Origin of the sequence: Comamonas kerstersii, assembly GCF_002056725.1 — a bacterium.
Classification (GTDB): Bacteria; Pseudomonadota; Gammaproteobacteria; order Burkholderiales; family Burkholderiaceae_C; genus Comamonas; species Comamonas kerstersii.
The window spans coordinates 1,478,234-1,494,505 of sequence record NZ_CP020121.1; the positions used below are offsets into that span (position 1 = coordinate 1,478,234).

General features: G+C 61.6%; 15 protein-coding genes. 9 read left to right on the forward strand and 6 right to left on the reverse strand.

The annotated features are described in order from the left end of the window. Positions 1-10: 10 nt before the first annotated feature. Positions 11-1,792, reverse strand: a complete 1,782-nt coding sequence (locus B5M06_RS06885) for a bifunctional metallophosphatase/5'-nucleotidase (protein ID WP_054065018.1) — start codon at positions 1,790-1,792, stop codon at positions 11-13. A 90-nt stretch (positions 1,793-1,882) separates the two neighbouring features. Then, positions 1,883-2,974 carry a tRNA preQ1(34) S-adenosylmethionine ribosyltransferase-isomerase QueA gene (gene queA / locus B5M06_RS06890; RefSeq protein WP_054065019.1) on the reverse strand — a complete coding sequence of 364 codons (1,092 nt, stop codon included), beginning with the start codon at positions 2,972-2,974 and terminating at the stop codon, positions 1,883-1,885. A gap of 219 nt (positions 2,975-3,193) precedes the next feature. Here queA and recG point away from each other — a divergent pair, with 219 nt between their 5' ends. The 6 genes from recG to B5M06_RS06920 all read left to right on the forward strand — a co-directional run bounded on the left by recG (position 3,194) and on the right by B5M06_RS06920 (position 9,617). Next, positions 3,194-5,317 carry an ATP-dependent DNA helicase RecG gene (recG, locus tag B5M06_RS06895; RefSeq protein WP_054065020.1) on the forward strand — a complete coding sequence of 708 codons (2,124 nt, stop codon included), beginning with the start codon at positions 3,194-3,196 and terminating at the stop codon, positions 5,315-5,317. A gap of 109 nt (positions 5,318-5,426) precedes the next feature. Further along, positions 5,427-6,389, forward strand: a complete 963-nt coding sequence (locus B5M06_RS06900) for a LysR substrate-binding domain-containing protein (RefSeq protein WP_054065021.1) — start codon at positions 5,427-5,429, stop codon at positions 6,387-6,389. Positions 6,390-6,517: 128 nt separating this feature from the next. Next, a complete protein-coding gene (locus tag B5M06_RS06905) occupies positions 6,518-7,060 on the forward strand; it encodes a Dps family protein (RefSeq protein WP_054065051.1) in 543 nt (180 codons plus the stop codon). Between the two features lie 4 nt (positions 7,061-7,064). Further along, entirely contained in the window at positions 7,065-7,880 is an 816-nt protein-coding gene (locus B5M06_RS06910; RefSeq protein ID WP_240184014.1) for a phosphatase PAP2 family protein, read from the forward strand. Between the two features lie 35 nt (positions 7,881-7,915). Continuing rightward, positions 7,916-8,800 (forward strand): 4-hydroxybenzoate octaprenyltransferase, encoded by an 885-nt coding sequence (ubiA, locus tag B5M06_RS06915; RefSeq protein WP_054065023.1) that lies wholly within the window; start codon positions 7,916-7,918, stop codon positions 8,798-8,800. 190 nt (positions 8,801-8,990) lie between these two features. Continuing rightward, a complete protein-coding gene (locus tag B5M06_RS06920; protein ID WP_054065024.1) occupies positions 8,991-9,617 on the forward strand; it encodes a DUF1269 domain-containing protein in 627 nt (208 codons plus the stop codon). Positions 9,618-9,683: 66 nt separating this feature from the next. Here B5M06_RS06920 and proC read toward each other — a convergent pair whose 3' ends face one another. From proC to B5M06_RS06940, 4 genes are all read right to left on the reverse strand, one after another. Beyond that, positions 9,684-10,508 carry a pyrroline-5-carboxylate reductase gene (proC, locus tag B5M06_RS06925; protein ID WP_054065025.1) on the reverse strand — a complete coding sequence of 275 codons (825 nt, stop codon included), beginning with the start codon at positions 10,506-10,508 and terminating at the stop codon, positions 9,684-9,686. A 124-nt stretch (positions 10,509-10,632) separates the two neighbouring features. Beyond that, complete coding sequence (gene glpK / locus B5M06_RS06930) at positions 10,633-12,129, reverse strand: glycerol kinase GlpK (protein WP_054065026.1); 1,497 nt, start codon at positions 12,127-12,129, stop codon at positions 10,633-10,635. A gap of 16 nt (positions 12,130-12,145) precedes the next feature. Then, a complete protein-coding gene (locus B5M06_RS06935; protein ID WP_054065027.1) occupies positions 12,146-12,607 on the reverse strand; it encodes a GNAT family N-acetyltransferase in 462 nt (153 codons plus the stop codon). Further along, positions 12,604-13,374, reverse strand: coding sequence for a DeoR/GlpR family DNA-binding transcription regulator (locus tag B5M06_RS06940; RefSeq protein ID WP_114070862.1), 771 nt, complete (start codon positions 13,372-13,374; stop codon positions 12,604-12,606). Before B5M06_RS06940 ends, B5M06_RS06935 begins: the two co-directional genes overlap by 4 nt. A 198-nt stretch (positions 13,375-13,572) precedes the next feature. Here B5M06_RS06940 and B5M06_RS06945 point away from each other — a divergent pair, with 198 nt between their 5' ends. The 3 genes from B5M06_RS06945 (at position 13,573) to rplX (ending at position 16,266) form a co-directional block, all read left to right on the forward strand. Continuing rightward, the gene (locus B5M06_RS06945) at positions 13,573-15,174 is read left to right on the forward strand and encodes a glycerol-3-phosphate dehydrogenase/oxidase (protein WP_054065028.1); all 1,602 of its coding nucleotides are present in this window, start codon (positions 13,573-13,575) and stop codon (positions 15,172-15,174) included. 392 nt (positions 15,175-15,566) lie between these two features. Then, entirely contained in the window at positions 15,567-15,935 is a 369-nt protein-coding gene (gene rplN / locus B5M06_RS06950) for a 50S ribosomal protein L14 (RefSeq protein WP_054065029.1), read from the forward strand. Positions 15,936-15,945: 10 nt separating this feature from the next. Further along, the gene (gene rplX / locus B5M06_RS06955) at positions 15,946-16,266 is read left to right on the forward strand and encodes a 50S ribosomal protein L24 (protein ID WP_054065030.1); all 321 of its coding nucleotides are present in this window, start codon (positions 15,946-15,948) and stop codon (positions 16,264-16,266) included. Positions 16,267-16,272 lie beyond the last annotated feature (6 nt).

Genomic DNA, 16,272 nt, shown 5'->3' on the forward strand with positions numbered 1-16,272 from the left:
GCAGCTACTTTTATTGAATGCGATCGGTGGCAGGCGCTGGTAGCGGGCTGTGTGCGCGTACATAGGCTTCCAGCGCGTCGATATCGAGCGGGCCTTGCGTGCGATCAGTGCCTTGGCTGAAGACGCTGTAGCGATCTCCACTATCGGCCAAAAAGCTGCTCACCACCACGCGGTAGTTGGCCTGCATATCCAGCGGCTGGCCGCGCAGCGTGAGGTCTTCGACTTGCTCGTTCACGGGGGCATGGGCGTCATGGCGCCAGCGCAAGTCTGCATTGGGAGAGAGCACACGGCGGCGGCCAGAACTGGACAGCGGTACGGCGTAGGTGTCTTCCAGCAGTTCCTTGATCTGTGCGCCGGTCAGCGTCATGCCAATCAAGGCATTGCCAAAGGGCTGGATGGCGTAGAGCTGGTCAAAGCGGACATGGCCATCGGCATCAGGCTGCAGCGCTGCGCGAATGCCGCCGCTGTGCATGAATGAAATATCCGCGCCGCCCAGCTTAGGGTCTTGCATGGCCCAGACCTGTGCGTCCGATATCAGGTTGCCCAATGCAATTTCACCGGACTCTACCGGCAGATTGGACAGCGGCATATTGCCCGGCGAGATGATGCGACCCACCACTTTTTGCGCTTCGTGCGCAATCACGCTGCGGTAGCGCTCCACAATGCTTTGCACCTCAGGATGCGCGTGCGTGTGCTCAACCACGAAGGGCGAAGGTGTTGTCGCTGCTTGTGCGTTGGCAGGTATGGCCAGGGTGCGAGCACTGCGGCTGTGCAGCTGGCGCAGCTGCGGGTCCCAGCGCAGTTGAATGTCCGTCAGCTGCGTGCCATGCAGGCCTGCACTGGTGAGCAGAAATGGGTGCTGTGGATTGACCGTGGCGTAGTCGCACACATAGGTCTGGTGCGTGTGGCCGGACACCACCACGCTGATGCGAGGGTCCAGTTTTTCCAGAATCGGCACGATGGAGCCACTCAGGCCCTCGCAGCCTTGCTCAAATGGTGAGACATCGGTTTGGCCACCTTCGTGCAGCAGCACGGTGATGATGTCAGCACCCTGCGCCAGCAGCTGGGGCACCAAAGCATTGGCGGTCTGCACTTCATCGTCAAAACGCAGACCCTGGATGGCGGGCGCCATCACCAGCTTGGGCGTGTCTTTGAGCGTCATGCCAATAAAGCCCACCGTCACTTGCTGGCCGTTGTGCTCAAAGGTTTTCAGGCCGGTAGCTGGCAGCAGGTTGCGGCCATCCTGGCTGAACACATTGGCGGCCAGCATGGGGAACTGCGCACCCGCAAAGCTGGGGTTGACTTGGCAAGGTGTGCGCTGGGTATAGGTCTCGCAGCCGCCTTGTGCCAGGCGCAGCAGCTCTTGCCAACCGCGGTCAAACTCATGGTTGCCAACGGCTGCAAAGTCCACTTGCATGGCATTGGCAGCTTCAATCGTGGGTTCGTCCAGAAAGAAGGACGACAGCAGCGGCGAAGAACCCACCATATCCCCCGCGCTTACCACGGCATGATGCGGGTAGCGCTGGCGCAACTGCTGCACCGTGCCTGCCAGCCATGGCATGCCACCCAGCGCGATCTTTTGCGTGCTGCCTGCGTGCGTAGGCACATCCGCTTGTACGCCGGGCGCATCCAAGTGGCCATGCAAGTCATTGAATGCCAGCAAGTGGATGTCGATGAGCTGTGCATTGGAAGCGTCTGGCGCGTGATGGTGACCACCGCCGCAACTGGCCAGCAACCATGCAGAGATTACGCACAGGCTGGTGCGTGCCACAGAGAGCGAAGAGGAAAGCATGGCGCATTGTGATCAACGCAGGAGCACTTGCGCAATCACCAAAAAAGGGAGCACGCAAGTGCTCCCTGTGTGTGCCATGCAGCCCAGCGCTTAGCGGCGGCGCTCCAGAATCATGGAGTCGCCATAGCTGAAGAAGCGGTACTCATTCTGGATGGCGTGCTGGTAGGTGTCCATGATGTGCTTGTAGCCCGCAAAGGCGCTCACCAGCATCATCAGCGTGCTCTTGGGCAAGTGGAAGTTGGTGATCAGGCAGTCCACCACGCGGAACTCAAAACCGGGGGTGATGAAGATGTTGGTGTCGCCCGAAATCTGCCCTGTGCGTGCCCAGGATTCCAGTGTGCGCACGCTGGTCGTACCCACGGCAATGATGCGGCCACGGCGCTGGCGGCAGCGCTCCAAGGCTGCCAGCGTTTCCAGCGGAATGTTGTACCACTCGCTGTGCATCTGGTGCTCGGCAATGTTCTCTACCTTCACGGGCTGGAAGGTGCCAGCACCCACGTGCAGGGTCACGGCCGCCGTTTCCACGCCTTTTTCTTTCAGCGCAGCCAACACTTTTTCGTCAAAGTGCAGCGCTGCAGTGGGTGCAGCTACGGCGCCTGGGTGGCTGGCGAACACGGTCTGGTAGCGCTCGGAATCTTCTTCCTCGTCCGGGTCTTCTTCGGCGTTCTGGTTGCGCTCGATATAGGGTGGCAGTGGCAGGTGGCCAAACTGGTCCATCAGCTCCCAGGGCGACTCGTTGTTGGCGCCCTGCAGCGCAAAGCGGAACAGCGGACCGCTTTCATCGGGCCAGCGGCCCAGCAGTACAGCGTCAAAGCCGCCGTTTTTCACGCCGCCGCACAGATGAATGCGTGCACCGGGCAAGGGCTTTTTGCTGACCTTCATGTGGGCCACGACTTCATTGCCCTGCAGCACGCGCTCGATCAGCAGTTCCAGCTTGCCGCCGCTGGCTTTCTCGCCAAAGATACGGGCCTTGACCACCTTGGTGTCGTTGAAGATGAGCAGGTCGCCTTCATGCAGCAGATCGGGCAGATCCTTGAAGACGCGGTCCACCAGTTCCGGGGCGCGCGCGTCGAGCAGACGCGAGGCACTGCGTTCAGCAGCAGGGTGTTGGGCAATCAGGTGCTCGGGGAGCACAAAGTCAAAATCGCTGAGGGTATGAGGAGCGCGGTGGCTAGAAGACATGAGAGTTCTTGAGGGCCTGACAAGCCCGTCCCAAGGAAAAATCAAAGCGCGCATTCTCGCAAATCTGCGCCGTGGTGATGGCGTCATGGTCTGCAATATCCATGCGCAGCCAATGCCTGCACGCAGGGCCCATGTTCTGTGCATATGGCCTATGGAAGCACGATGGGGCGTGTTAGCCTTTGGTGCTTACTTCTGTGCTTTGCCTACGCTTTCAGATTCATGCCTTCCTCTTCTTCTACGCCTGCCAAGAAAACGGCACCCAGCCCGGCGCAGCAGGCCATGCAAAAACTGGGGCTGGTGCGCGATATCGACCTCGTGCTGCACCTGCCCCTGCGTTACGAAGATGAAACCCGGATCACCCTGCTGCGCAATGCGCGCGATGGCGACACGGTGCAGATTGAAGCCACGGTCACCCACTGCGAAGTGCAGCTGCGCCCGCGCCGCATGCTCAAAGTCACGGTGGATGATGGCACAGGCACTTGCGTGCTGACCTTTTTCAGCTTCTACCCCTCGCAGCAAAAAAGCATGGCCGTGGGTACGACGCTGCGCATTCGCGGCGAGGTCAAAGGGGGCTTCTGGGGCAGACAGATGATGCACCCTGTGGTCAAGACCGCAGGGGGCGATCTGCCCCAGGCGCTCACGCCCGTCTACCCCGCTACGGCAGGCTTGCCGCAGGCCTATCTGCGGCGCGCCATTGCCAGCGCCATGCAGCGCGTGCAGCTGCCGGAGACCCTGCCGCCCGATGCACAGCCGCCGATTGAAAACTATTGGGGTGAAAATGGCCTCCAGCCCTTGATGGGACTGCGCGAGGCGCTTCAATTTCTGCACCACCCCACGCCCGATGTGGCACTGGCTACGCTGGAAGATCACACCCACCCCGCGTGGCAGCGCCTGAAGGCGGAAGAGCTGCTGGCCCAGCAGCTGTCGCAATACCAGGCACGGCAGGAGCGTGCCGCGCTCAAGGCCCCCGTGCTGCAGGTGCCCCAGCCCGCAGCGGGCACGCTGACACTGGTGGAGCAGTTTCTGCAGCAGCTGCCGTTTGGCCTGACGGGTGCGCAGCAGCGTGTGTGCCGCGAGATTGCGCAGGACCTGGCGCGTGCTATTCCCATGCACCGCCTGCTGCAGGGTGATGTGGGCTCGGGCAAAACCGTGGTGGCGGCCATGTCCGCCATGGTGTGTATTGCGGCCGGCTGGCAGTGTGCGCTGATGGCTCCCACGGAAATTCTGGCGGAGCAGCACTTTGCCAAGCTCGTGGGCTGGCTGGAGCCGCTGCTGGCGCCGATTGGCAAAAAGGTCGCCTGGCTGTCGGGCGCGCAGAAGAAAAAAGAACGCACGGCCATGCTGGAGCTGGTGGCCAGTGGCGAGGCTGCGCTGGTGGTCGGCACGCATGCCGTGATTCAGGAGCAGGTGCAGTTCCACAACCTGGCCTTGGCGGTGATTGACGAGCAGCACCGCTTTGGCGTGGCGCAGCGCCTGGCCTTGCGCCAGAAGCTCGCCCACCAGGGGCTGGAGCCGCACATGCTGATGATGAGTGCCACGCCCATTCCACGCACACTGGCCATGAGCTATTACGCGGACCTGGACGTCTCCGTGATCGACGAGCTGCCACCGGGGCGCACGCCCATCGTGACCAAGGTGATTTCCGACAGCCGCAAGGACGAAGTCATCGCCCGCATTGGCGCGCAGATCGCACAGGGGCGGCAGGTCTACTGGGTCTGCCCCTTGATTGAAGAGAGTGAGGCGCTGGACCTGTCCAATGCCACGGCCACACACGTGGAGCTGAGCGAGGCACTGCCTGGCGTCATGGTGGGCCTGCTGCACTCACGCATGCCGCAGGCTGAGAAGAAAGCGGTCATGGAACTATTCACGTCCGGAAAGATGGGCGTGCTGGTGTCCACCACGGTGATTGAGGTGGGGGTGGATGTGCCCAATGCCTCGCTGATGGTGATTGAGCATGCCGAGCGCTTTGGCCTGTCCCAGTTGCACCAGCTGCGCGGCCGTGTGGGGCGTGGCGCGGCAGCGTCGGCCTGCGTGCTGCTGTACTCCGTGGGGGACAACGGCAAGCTGTCTGAAACGGGCAAGGAACGCCTGCGTGCCATGGCCGAGACCAATGATGGCTTCGAGATTGCGCGGCGTGATCTGGAAATCCGTGGGCCGGGTGAATTTCTGGGCGCGCGCCAGTCGGGCGATGCGCTGCTGCGTTTTGCCGATCTGGACAAGGACGTGGCGCTGCTGGAGTGGGCACGCGAGCTGGCACCACGCATGCTCAGTCAGTACCCGCATCTGGCGCAGGCGCATATCCAGCGTTGGTTGGGCGCCAAATCTGAGTTCCTGAAGGCGTAGGACAAGACCAAAATTCGTCTGGATATTGGTTACAAAGCGCATGCATGCGCTGACATGAATGCACAATAGGTGATTGATTCTTCACCTCGATAGGCAATCTCAAAAGCTTATGACGCTTACAGAACTCAAATACATCGTGGCAGTTGCGCGCGAAAAGCACTTTGGACGCGCCGCAGACGCGTGCTACGTGTCACAGCCTACGCTGTCGGTGGCGATCAAGAAGCTGGAAGAGGAGCTGGACGTCAAGATTTTTGAGCGCAGCGCCGGTGAAGTTTCGGTGACCCCGCTGGGTGAAGCCATCGTGCGTCAGGCACAGAGCGTGCTGGAGCAGGCGGCAGAGATCAAGGAAATTGCCAAGCGTGGCAAAGACCCGCTGTCTGGCGCGCTGACGCTGGGCGTGATCTACACCATCGGCCCCTATCTGCTGCCTGAGCTGGTGCGCAACTCCATCAAGATGACGCCGCAGATGCCGCTGATGCTGCAGGAGAACTTCACCGTCAAGCTGCTGGAGATGCTGCGCACCGGTGAAATTGACTGTGCCATCGTGGCCGAGCCTTTTCCTGAAACCGGTCTGGCCATGGCGCCGCTGTATGACGAGCCTTTCATGGCTGCCGTGCCCAGCAACCACCCGCTGGCGCAGCAGGATGCCGTCACCACCACCGATCTGAAGAACGAGACCATGCTGCTGCTGGGCTCGGGCCACTGCTTTCGCGACCATGTGCTGGAAGTCTGCCCTGAGTTCGCACGCTACGCCAGCAATGCCGAAGGCATTCGCCGCACCTTTGAAGGCTCTTCGCTGGAGACCATCAAGCACATGGTGGCCGCCGGCATGGGCGTGACGCTGGTGCCCCGACTGTCTGTGCCCAAGGAAGCGCTGGAGTCACCACGCCGCCGTGCCACCGATGATCCACACATCCGCTATCTGCCCATTCATAACGAAGACGGGCACGAACCTCCATCGCGCCGTGTGGTGCTGGTGTGGCGACGCAGCTTTACGCGCTATGAGGCGATTGCAGCGCTGCGCAATGCCGTCTATGCCTGCGAACTGTCAGGCGCCAAGCTGCTGACCTGAGCAAGGGTTCGGCTCATTGCAAACTGTGAATGCCACCCCATGTACAGGGTTGAGCTACAGTAGAAAACATCTTCCATCTGACGCAGTGGCATGCTGCTGCGCCGGGCTACATGATTGAGGAGTACATCATGGCAAAAGAAACCAAGAAGCAAACCACCAAGGCTGTTGCAGCCCCTGAGGCCAAGGCCGCCAAGGGCATGCCCATCAAGATTGGCATCAGCACCAAGGACCGTGAAGAAATCGCCGGCGGCCTGTCGCGCCTGCTGGCTGATACCTACACCCTGTACCTGACCACGCACAACTTCCACTGGAATGTGACGGGGCCCATGTTCAACACGCTGCACACCATGTTCATGCAGCAGTACACCGAGCTGTGGAACGCTGTGGACCCCATCGCCGAGCGCATCCGCTCGCTGGGCCACTATGCACCAGGCTCCTACGCACAGTTTGGCAAGCTGACCAGCCTGCCTGATGTGCCTGTCACACCACCCAAGGCCAGCGAGATGATTCGCACCCTGGTCGAAGGCAACGAAGCTGTAGCCCGCACGGCACGCGAACTGTTCCCGCTGGCAGACAAGGCCAATGATGAGCCTACGGCTGACCTGCTGACACAGCGCCTGACCGTGCACGAGCAAAACGCATGGATGCTGCGCTCGCTGCTGGAAGAGTAAGCATGTGGTCGACACACTGCCACGCATGATGCAGTGGATTGACCAGGCAGCAGCACCGTTACTGGCGCTGCTGCTGATAGCCGCCGCTGGCGGCTTTTTTTTGCATGAACGCTGGCTCCTGCCAGTGCGGGACATGCACGCACAGCGCACGCTGCGTGCGGCGTATGGCTGGTGCGCGCTGGGCCTGCTGGCGGCACTGCCGCTGGCATGGATGGTCTGGAACATGGCGCAGGGAGGTGGCACAGCCTCCTGTGCGGGCTGTGTGGACTGGCTGTCCATCGATGGTCGCGTGGCCGCCTGGGTGCAGGCGCAGGAAGGTGCACCCTGGCTGGGTGCCGTCAAGCTGCTGACACAGCTTGGCCACATCGTCTGGATGGCTGCGCTGGGCGCCATGGCCAGCTTCTGGCTGTTGTGGCGCAGAGCATGGCTGCAAATGGGCGCATGGGTGGTTGGTGTGGCCGGTGTGGGGCTGTGCGTGCGTCTGATCAAGCACAGCGTGGGCCGCGAGCGCCCCGAAGTGCGCTGGGTGCTGGAGCAGGGCTACAGTTTCCCCAGCGGGCACAGCGCCGGTACGCTGGTGTGCTATGGCCTGCTGGCCTGGCTGTGGCTGAGCATGTCCCGCCATGCACCGCCCCGGGGCGTGGTGCCACTGACCGTGGCTGTGGTGCTGTCGGTCGGCATGAGCCGCGTGGTGCTGGGTGCCCACTATGTGAGTGATGTGCTGGCAGGCTGGCTGCTGGGGCTGGCATGGCTGTCGCTGGTGATTGCCGCCGCAGACATGGCGCGCCATGTGGCTGCGCATCGCCGCCAGGCTGGTTAGAGTATGGCGACTCCCCAATTTGTGAACCGAGGTGTATGACTTCTCCAAGCTCTCCTGAGGTGCAGCGCAGCAAGCTGTCGCTGTATCTGGATTTGATTCGCTTCAACCGCCCGGCTGGCTGGCTGGTGCTGATATGGCCTACCTTGGCGGCCCTGTGGATTGCGGCCGATGGCTTTCCGGGCTGGCACCTGCTGCTGGTGTTTGCGCTGGGCACGGTGCTGATGCGCAGTGCAGGCTGCACCATCAATGACATTGCCGACCGCGACTTTGACAAGCACGTCAAGCGCACCACGCAGCGCCCCATTACCAGCGGGCAGGTCAGCGTCAAGGAAGCGGCCATGGTGGGCCTGGTGCTCACGCTGGTGTCTTTCTTTCTGGTGCTTTCCACGCGCTGGGAGGCTGTGGCATGGTCTGTGCCAGCGGTGCTGTTCACGATTCTTTACCCGTTTACCAAGCGTTTTTTTGCCATGCCGCAGGCCTTTTTAGGCATTGCGTTCAACTTCGGCATACTGATTGCCTTTGCGGCGGTGGTGGGTACGGTGGGCACTACGGCCTGGGTGCTGTGGTTGGCCAATATGTGCCTGGTGCTGGCCTATGACACCGAATACGCCATGGTGGACCGCGATGACGACCTGAAAATCGGCATCAAGACCTCGGCCATTACGCTGGGGCGCTTTGATGTGCTGGGGGTCATGGGCTTTTTTGTGCTGTGCCTGGGGCTGACCATCTGGGCGGTGCTGCCCTATGGTCTGGGCTGGCCGTTCTGGCTGGGCATGGCTGTGGCCGCGGCGCAGGTGATCTGGCATTTCACGTTGATCCGAAACCGCTCACGCGAAGGCTGCTTTGTGGCGTTCAGCAAGAGCCACTACATCGGCATGGCCATTTTTTCGGGCGTGGCGCTGGGTTTTGCGCTGCGTTAAGCCTCGTCAGACCTTGTGAGGCCGTGCGGAGGGCATGTCATCTGCGCGCGGCTTGACTTAGATCCAGAAGCGTGTCGCTTTTTGTCACGAATGCGGCATTTTCTGGCAGTTGTGCAGGCATGCTGTATGCACACTGTTCAAGTTGTGGGGCTGCTAGCCCTTTCGCCGGATTGCAATCAAGGAACTTGCCATGGACCAAAACGTTGTCGTACTGAGCTTTGCCGAAGAAAGCCGCGCCTTTGAGGCGCTGTCACTCCTGAAGAATGCCGTGGGCCCGCAGCTGAAGCTGCACAACGCTGTGGTGGTGCAGCGCGATGCGCAGGGCATGCTGAACATTCGGGACCAGGCCTCGGATGGTGCTGTAGCCCGTGTGGCCCTGAACGGCACGCTGATTGGTGCTCTGGTGGGCATGCTGGCAGGCCCGCTGGGTATTTTGCTGGGCGGCGTGTATGGCGCGGTGTTTGGTGACGCCGTGGCGCTGGACCGTGCGGAAGACCGCGCCAGCGTGGTGGATCAGATTGGCACCGTGATTCCTCAGGGCAGCACAGCCCTGATTGCCCAGGTGGATGAAGCCGATGTGGCAGCGGTGGATGCCATTGCCAAACAGCTGGAAGCCACTTTGCTGCGCCGTCCGCTGGAGGCTGTGCAGGCGGAAGTGCGTGCACAAAAAGAAGCCCATGACATTGCGGCCCAGGCCGCCGTGCGTGCGCTGCGACTGCAGCATCTGGACAAGTGGGAGCACAAGGTGGAGGACTGGAAAAACGAGGTCAAGGCCTCTGCCGCACGCCTGAAAGCGCGCATTAGCAGCAAGTCGTAAAACGCAGCTGCCATACATGCAACAAGGGGCCCTCGTGGCCCCTTGGTTTTGGTGGTGCAGTGCGGCTTATTTGCCAAATTCTGCGGCCAGCTCCTTGGCTCGGGTCTCGGCCTTGCGCATGGCAGCGATAAAGTGCTCGGGAACCTGATTCGCCTGCATGTGGGTGAGGGCAGCATAGGTGGTGCCGCCCTTGCTGGTGACGCGCTCGCGCAGCACGGAGGCGGGCTCCTCCGAACGTGCAGCCAGTTCCGATGCGCCCTGAAAGGTCGCTACCGCCAGCTGGTAGGCCTGCTCGGCGCTCAGGCCCATGTCCACACCCGCCTGGGTCATGGCTTCCAGGAACAGAAAGACATAGGCGGGGCCGGAGCCAGACAGGGCTGTGACGGCATCCAGCTTGTCTTCCGCATCCACCCACACAAACTGACCGGTGGTGCCGATGACGCGCTCGATCAGCGCCTTGCCTTCGGCGTTCACTTCTGCGCGTGCAAACAGGCCCGTCATGCCCTTGCCCACCAGGGCTGGGGTGTTGGGCATGGCGCGCACGATGCGGCCCGTGCCCAGCCACAGGGCAATGCTGTCGGTGGTAATGCCAGCGGCCACGCTCAGGTGCAGGGCATTGGCGGTGTAGGCCGCTACGGGCGCTGCCGCGTCCTTGAAGGTCTGGGGCTTGACGGCCCAGACCACCAGATCCACGCCAGCCAGCGCATCGCTGGCAGCGGGCAGGGCGTCAATGCCGAACTTGGCCTTCAGCGCAGTGCGCGCGGCTTCAAAAGGTTCGACCACGGTGATCTGCGCCGCAGGCAGGCCGCGTGCAATCAGCCCGCCGATGATGGCGCTGGCCATATTGCCGCCGCCGATAAAGGCAATCCGTGTAGAAGATGTCTGGCTCATATCAGTGCTTTCTAAAAAACAAGAGCTGCCAGCGCTTGTATTGCTTGGTTTTCAAATACTTTTTGCTTTGAAAAGTCCATTGTGTCGGCGCTAGCAGCTCTTTTTTGTGTAGTGGTTGCAGGGCTTACTGGGCAGTGGTCTGGCGCACGGCGCGCTCCCAGCGTGCCATCAGCTCATCGGCGCGGGCCTTGTCCATGGTGGGTACAAAGCGGCGCTCGGCCTTCCACAGCTGCGAGAGTTCTTCCGTGCTCTGGTACACATCCGACGATAAACCCGCCAGATAGGCCGCGCCCAGGGCCGTGGTTTCCACGCAGGCGGGGCGCACCACGGGAATGCCCAGCAGATCGGCCTGGAACTGCATCAGCAAGTTGTTCACACAGGCCCCGCCGTCCACACGCAGCTCACTCACGGCTGCGCCGCCGTTGGCCACGGCATCGCGGCTCATGGCCAGCAGCAGGGCAGCGCTCTGGTAGGCAATGGATTCCAGCGCAGCGCGGGCAATGTGGGCCAGCGTAGTGCCGCGTGTCAGGCCCGTGATGGAGCCGCGTGCATCGGCATCCCAGTAGGGCGCGCCCAGGCCGGTAAAGGCGGGCACCAGCATGACGCCGCCGGAGTCGGGCACGCTTTCCGCCAGCTGCTGCACCTGGCCGCTGTGCTCAATGGCGCGCAGCCCGTCGCGCAGCCACTGCACGACGGCACCGCCCACAAACACGCTGCCTTCCAGCGCAAACTGGGGCGTGCCGCTGGGCTGGGCGGCACTGGTGGTCAGCAGGCCGTTGGCTGAGGTCTGGAACTGCTGGCCCGTGTGCATCAGCATGAAGCAGCCCGTGCCGTAGGTGTTCTTGGCCATGCCAGCTTCAAAGCAGGCCTGACCGAACAGCGCACTTTGCTGGTCGCCCGCTACGCCACCAATGTGGATGGCGCCACCCAGCACGTCTTCTGCCGTGTGGCCGTAGTCGGCAGCGGAGGGCAGCACTTCGGGCATCAGGCTGGCGGGGATGTCCAGCAGGGCCAGCAGGTCGGCATCCCACTGGTTGGTGTGCACGTTAAACAGCATGGTGCGGCTGGCGTTGGACACATCGGTCACATGGCGCTTGCCGCCGGTGAGCTGCCAGATCAGCCAGCTGTCCACCGTGCCAAAGGCCAGCTCGCCGCGCTCGGCCGCAGCGCGGGCGCCGGGGCTGTGGTCCAGCAGCCACTTGAGCTTGGTGCCGGAGAAGTAGGCATCAATGCGCAGGCCGGTCTTTTGCAGGATGGCGTCGCTGTGTCCGGCTTCGCGCAGCTGCTGGCAGGTGGGCTCGGCGCGACGGTCCTGCCAGACGATGCCGTGGTGAATCGGCGTGCCGGTGGCGCGGTTCCAGACAATGGTGGTTTCACGCTGGTTGGTAATGCCTACGGAGCGGATATCGCTGGCCTTCAGGCCAGCCTTGGTCAGCGCTTCACGGGCGGTGCTCAGCTGTGTGCGCCAGATCTCGCGCGGATCATGCTCCACCCAGCCGGGGCGGGGGTAGATCTGCGGGAGTTCCTGCTGTGCCGAGGCCACGATGCGGCCCTGTGCGTCAAACACAATGGAGCGGGAGCTGGAAGTGCCTTGGTCCAAGGCGAGCAAATAGGTGGTCATAAGCAGTAGGTGCAAGTCACAGGGGCAGCACAAAGCGCGCCGCTTGCGGCTGCTCCTGCCAGCCCTGCCGGGCATAAAAACCCCGGAGGTAGGAATCTCGGTCTCGATTGTTCACCAGCCAGATGCGGCTGCAGCCCTTCTCGCGTGCAGCAGCCACGGCCTGATCCAGCAGCTTGGCGCCCACCCCCATGCCGCGTGCCGATGCATGCACAAACAGCTCGCTCACATAGGCGTCCATGCGCTGCAGGATGGCCGTAGGCAGCCAGTGGGTGGCGCAGTAGCCGAGCACCTGGCCTTGTGCGTCCACAGCCAGCAGCTGCAGCTGGCGCTCACAAGGCTTCAGCAGCGGGGCGATGGCTGCGGCATGGTCTTCGGGGCAGCCAGTCTCAAAACTGGCAAACCAGCCAATGCTTTGCAGCAGCCGGGCCAGGGCGGGTGCATCCTCAGGCTGGGCTGTGCGGATGGTAAAGCTGCTCATTGCGCCACCACGCACTGCACTTCGGCATCTTCCAGCAGCCGGTCAAAAGGCTTGGGCGGCGGAGCATCGGTAAACAACCGGTCAATCTGGCTCAGGCTGGCGAGTTCCACCATGGCCTGGCGGTGGAATTTGCTGTGGTCGGCAGCCAGCCACACTTCGCGCGACTGCTCGATGATGGTCTGGGCCACTTTCACCTCGCGCAGGTCGTAGTCGCGCAGCGTGCCGTCGGCTTCAATGGCAGAAATGCCAATCAGGGCAATGTCCACCTTGAACTGGCGCATGAAGTCCACGGCCGTCTCGCCGATGATGCCGCGGTCACGTGTGCGCACCACACCGCCAGCGACGATGACTTCACACTCGGCATTGCTGCTCAGAATGGCTGCCACGTTCAGGTTGTTGGTAATCACGCGCAGGCCGCGGTGGTGCAGCAGGGCTTTGGCAATGGCTTCGGTGGTGGTGCCGATGTTCAGAATCAGTGAACAGCCATTGGGTACCGCCTGAGCCACGGCCTTGGCAATGCGTGCCTTGCCTTCGGCATTGAGCGTTTCACGGCGCGTGTGCGCGAGATTTTCTACCGTGGCACTGGGCACGCGCACACCACCGTGAAAGCGCACCAGCAGGCCCGAGGCCGCGAGCTTTTGCACGTCACGGCGCACGGTCTGCAGCGTCACGCCCAGCGTTTCCGCCAGTTGTTCCACCGTGGCAGATTGTTGGTTACGGACTTCTTCCAGCAGCCGCAGCTGGCGGGGATTGTTATTGCTGATCACGGTAGAACAAAGATGAACGAAAAAGCGACGTTGCGATCGTAAAACCGAACATGAAACGCCGGAAATCGAAAAAAACCAATCACAAACGAACAGAAAGCATGACAATATGGCATGAATGCACAGTATCGGTGTGTGGCTGACGCTGGTACGGCCTTTTTTTGATTACCCTTCAGCCCCTTTGCCCAGTTTTGTAGCGCCATGACGATTGCTTCTACGCCCCTGACCACTGACCGTGCCGAGCTGCTGGCACGCTTGGCTCAGCCAGAAACCTACGATTTGCTGATTATTGGCGGCGGTGCCACCGGTCTGGGTACTGCAGTAGATGCCGTGGCGCGAGGCTTCAAGGTCTGTCTGCTGGAGTCGCACGACTTTGCCAAGGGTACATCCTCGCGTGCCACCAAACTGGTGCATGGCGGCGTGCGCTATCTGGCACAGGGCAATATCTCGCTGGTGCGCGAAGCGCTGCACGAGCGCACCACGCTGCTGAACAATGCGCCCCACCTGGCGCAACCTCTGCCATTCGTTATGCCCTCGTACAGGCTGCTGGACACGCCCTTCTACGGCGCCGGTCTGAAGATGTATGACGCGCTGGCAGGCAAGGATGGGTTGGGACGCACCGAATTTCTGAGCAAGGACAAGACCCTGCGCCTGCTGCCCACCGTGCGTACCGACCACCTCAAGGGTGGCGTGAAGTACTGGGACGGTCAGTTCGACGATGCACGCCTGGCGCTGGCGCTGGCCCGTACGGCCGCCGCCAAGGGCGCTCTGCTGGTGAACTACTGCCCCGCCAAGGAGTTGCTGCACACGGATGGCAAGGTGTCGGGCGTGGTCTGTGAAGACGCAGAAACCGGCACTCGCTACGAAGTGCATGCCAAGTGTGTGGTCAACGCAACAGGCCCCTGGGTGGACCTGTTCCGTCAGCAGGACGCCGAAATGCTGGGCAAGCCCGTCAAGCCCATGGTCGCGCCCAGCCAGGGCGTGCACGTGGTGGTGGACCGCGAATTCCTGCCGACCGACCACGCCCTGCTGGTGCCCAAGACCGCCGATGGCCGCGTGCTGTTTGCCGTGCCATGGCTGGGCAAGGTCATTCTGGGCACGACCGACACCCCCCGCCACGACCTGGCGCGTGAGCCCGAAGCCTTCGAGCAGGAAATCGAATTCATCCTCAAGGAAGCAGGTAACTACCTGTGCCGCCGTCCGACCCGCGCCGATGTGCGCAGCATCTGGGTGGGTATGCGTCCGCTGGTCAAGCCACAGGACGATGATGGCGAGAACACCAAGAAGATCAGCCGCGAGCACACGGTGATGACCAGCAAGTCCGGCCTCGTCACCGTGACCGGCGGCAAGTGGACCACCTACCGCGCCATGGCCGAAGACGTGCTCAAGGAATGCTTTGAGCAAAAGCTCCTGCCCGCACGTGCCGGTGGCGTTACCGTCAAGATGCCGCTGGTGGGTGCACCCCAGCCAGCGCAGGTCAAGCACCGCATGAATGCGGCCCAGGGTGAGCACATCTACGGCACAGAGGCCGAAGCCGTGCGCGTACTCAAGGGTGCAGACCAGTGGCTGGTCGATGGTCTGTCAGAGGCCATGGTCCGCTTTGCGGCGCGCTACGAATACGCCCGCACCGTGGAAGACGTGCTGGCCCGCCGCTGCCGCCTGCTGTTCCTCGATGCGCGCCAGGCCGCTGCCGTAGCGCCGCGCGTGGCCGACATTCTGGCTCAGGAGCTGCCCGGTGCTGATGTCAAGCTGGCGGACTTTTTGGCCCTGGCACAACAATACACCCTGTCGCCCAAGAAGTAATTTGGGCACGGAAGTTGCATGATGAAGCGCTGGATAGCTCCTGAAAAAGAAGCTGCCAGCGCTTTATTTTTGTGGATTTCAGATAAAAACTTATTTGAAATCAATATCTAGCAAGCGCTATTAGCTATCCTTTTCGTAAGCACTTAAGACGGAATGGCATTCCCTGTGGATGCTGCGGTTTTCATGGTCTAAGCGGTTGACATGCAAGGAATTTCTTGCGACAATTGCCTGCTTCACGTATTAAAGCGTGAAAGTTTCTGCCCAGCGGGAAGCCTTTCGGAATGGTCCGGGAGGTGGACGACGGGCCCAAGACTGACCGGCTGTCTTAAGTCAGCCCTTGAGAAGTTCTCTGGGGCTGTCCGGGTCTGCTGGAGCAAGTTGGGAATATTGAAATGATCCAAACAGAATCTCGTTTAGAGGTTGCCGACAACACGGGCGCGAAGTCTGTTCAGTGCATTAAGGTACTGGGCGGTTCTCATCGTCGCTACGCGAGCGTTGGTGACATCATCAAAGTGAGCATCAAAGAGGCGGCCCCCCGTGGTCGCGTCAAGAAGGGCGATGTTTACAGTGCTGTGGTGGTTCGCACTGCCAAGGGTATCCGTCGTGCAGACGGCTCCCTGGTGAAGTTCGACACCAACGCCGCTGTGCTGCTCAACGCCAAGCTCGAGCCTATCGGCACACGTATTTTTGGCCCTGTGACACGTGAACTGCGTACTGAAAAGTTCATGAAGATCGTGTCCCTGGCACCTGAAGTTATCTAAAGGAAGCGCAATGAACAAGATTCGCAAGGGCGACGAAGTCATCGTGCTGACTGGCCGTGACAAGGGTAAGCGTGGCATCGTTACTGCGCGTAAGGATGACTCCCACCTGGTGATCGAAGGTATCAACCTGGTGAAGAAGCACGTGAAGCCAAACCCCATGAAGGGCACCACTGGCGGCATCGTGGAAAAGGCTATGCCTATCCACCAATCCAACGTGGCTATCTTCAACGCAGCGACAGGCAAGGCCGATCGCGTGGGCATCAAGGTGAACGCCGACGGCACACGTGTTCGCGTGTTCAAGTCCAATGGCGCTGAAATCAAGGCCGCCTAAGGAGTA

Coding starts and splice junctions, on each gene's coding strand:
- B5M06_RS06885 (WP_054065018.1), bottom strand. CDS start 1,792: ATGCTTTCCTCTTCGCTCTCTGTGGCACGCACCAGCCTGTGCGTAATC.
- queA (WP_054065019.1), bottom strand. CDS start 2,974: ATGTCTTCTAGCCACCGCGCTCCTCATACCCTCAGCGATTTTGACTTT.
- recG (WP_054065020.1), top strand. CDS start 3,194: ATGCCTTCCTCTTCTTCTACGCCTGCCAAGAAAACGGCACCCAGCCCG.
- B5M06_RS06900 (WP_054065021.1), top strand. CDS start 5,427: ATGACGCTTACAGAACTCAAATACATCGTGGCAGTTGCGCGCGAAAAG.
- B5M06_RS06905 (WP_054065051.1), top strand. CDS start 6,518: ATGGCAAAAGAAACCAAGAAGCAAACCACCAAGGCTGTTGCAGCCCCT.
- ubiA (WP_054065023.1), top strand. CDS start 7,916: ATGACTTCTCCAAGCTCTCCTGAGGTGCAGCGCAGCAAGCTGTCGCTG.
- B5M06_RS06920 (WP_054065024.1), top strand. CDS start 8,991: ATGGACCAAAACGTTGTCGTACTGAGCTTTGCCGAAGAAAGCCGCGCC.
- proC (WP_054065025.1), bottom strand. CDS start 10,508: ATGAGCCAGACATCTTCTACACGGATTGCCTTTATCGGCGGCGGCAAT.
- glpK (WP_054065026.1), bottom strand. CDS start 12,129: ATGACCACCTATTTGCTCGCCTTGGACCAAGGCACTTCCAGCTCCCGC.
- B5M06_RS06935 (WP_054065027.1), bottom strand. CDS start 12,607: ATGAGCAGCTTTACCATCCGCACAGCCCAGCCTGAGGATGCACCCGCC.
- B5M06_RS06945 (WP_054065028.1), top strand. CDS start 13,573: ATGACGATTGCTTCTACGCCCCTGACCACTGACCGTGCCGAGCTGCTG.
- rplN (WP_054065029.1), top strand. CDS start 15,567: ATGATCCAAACAGAATCTCGTTTAGAGGTTGCCGACAACACGGGCGCG.
- rplX (WP_054065030.1), top strand. CDS start 15,946: ATGAACAAGATTCGCAAGGGCGACGAAGTCATCGTGCTGACTGGCCGT.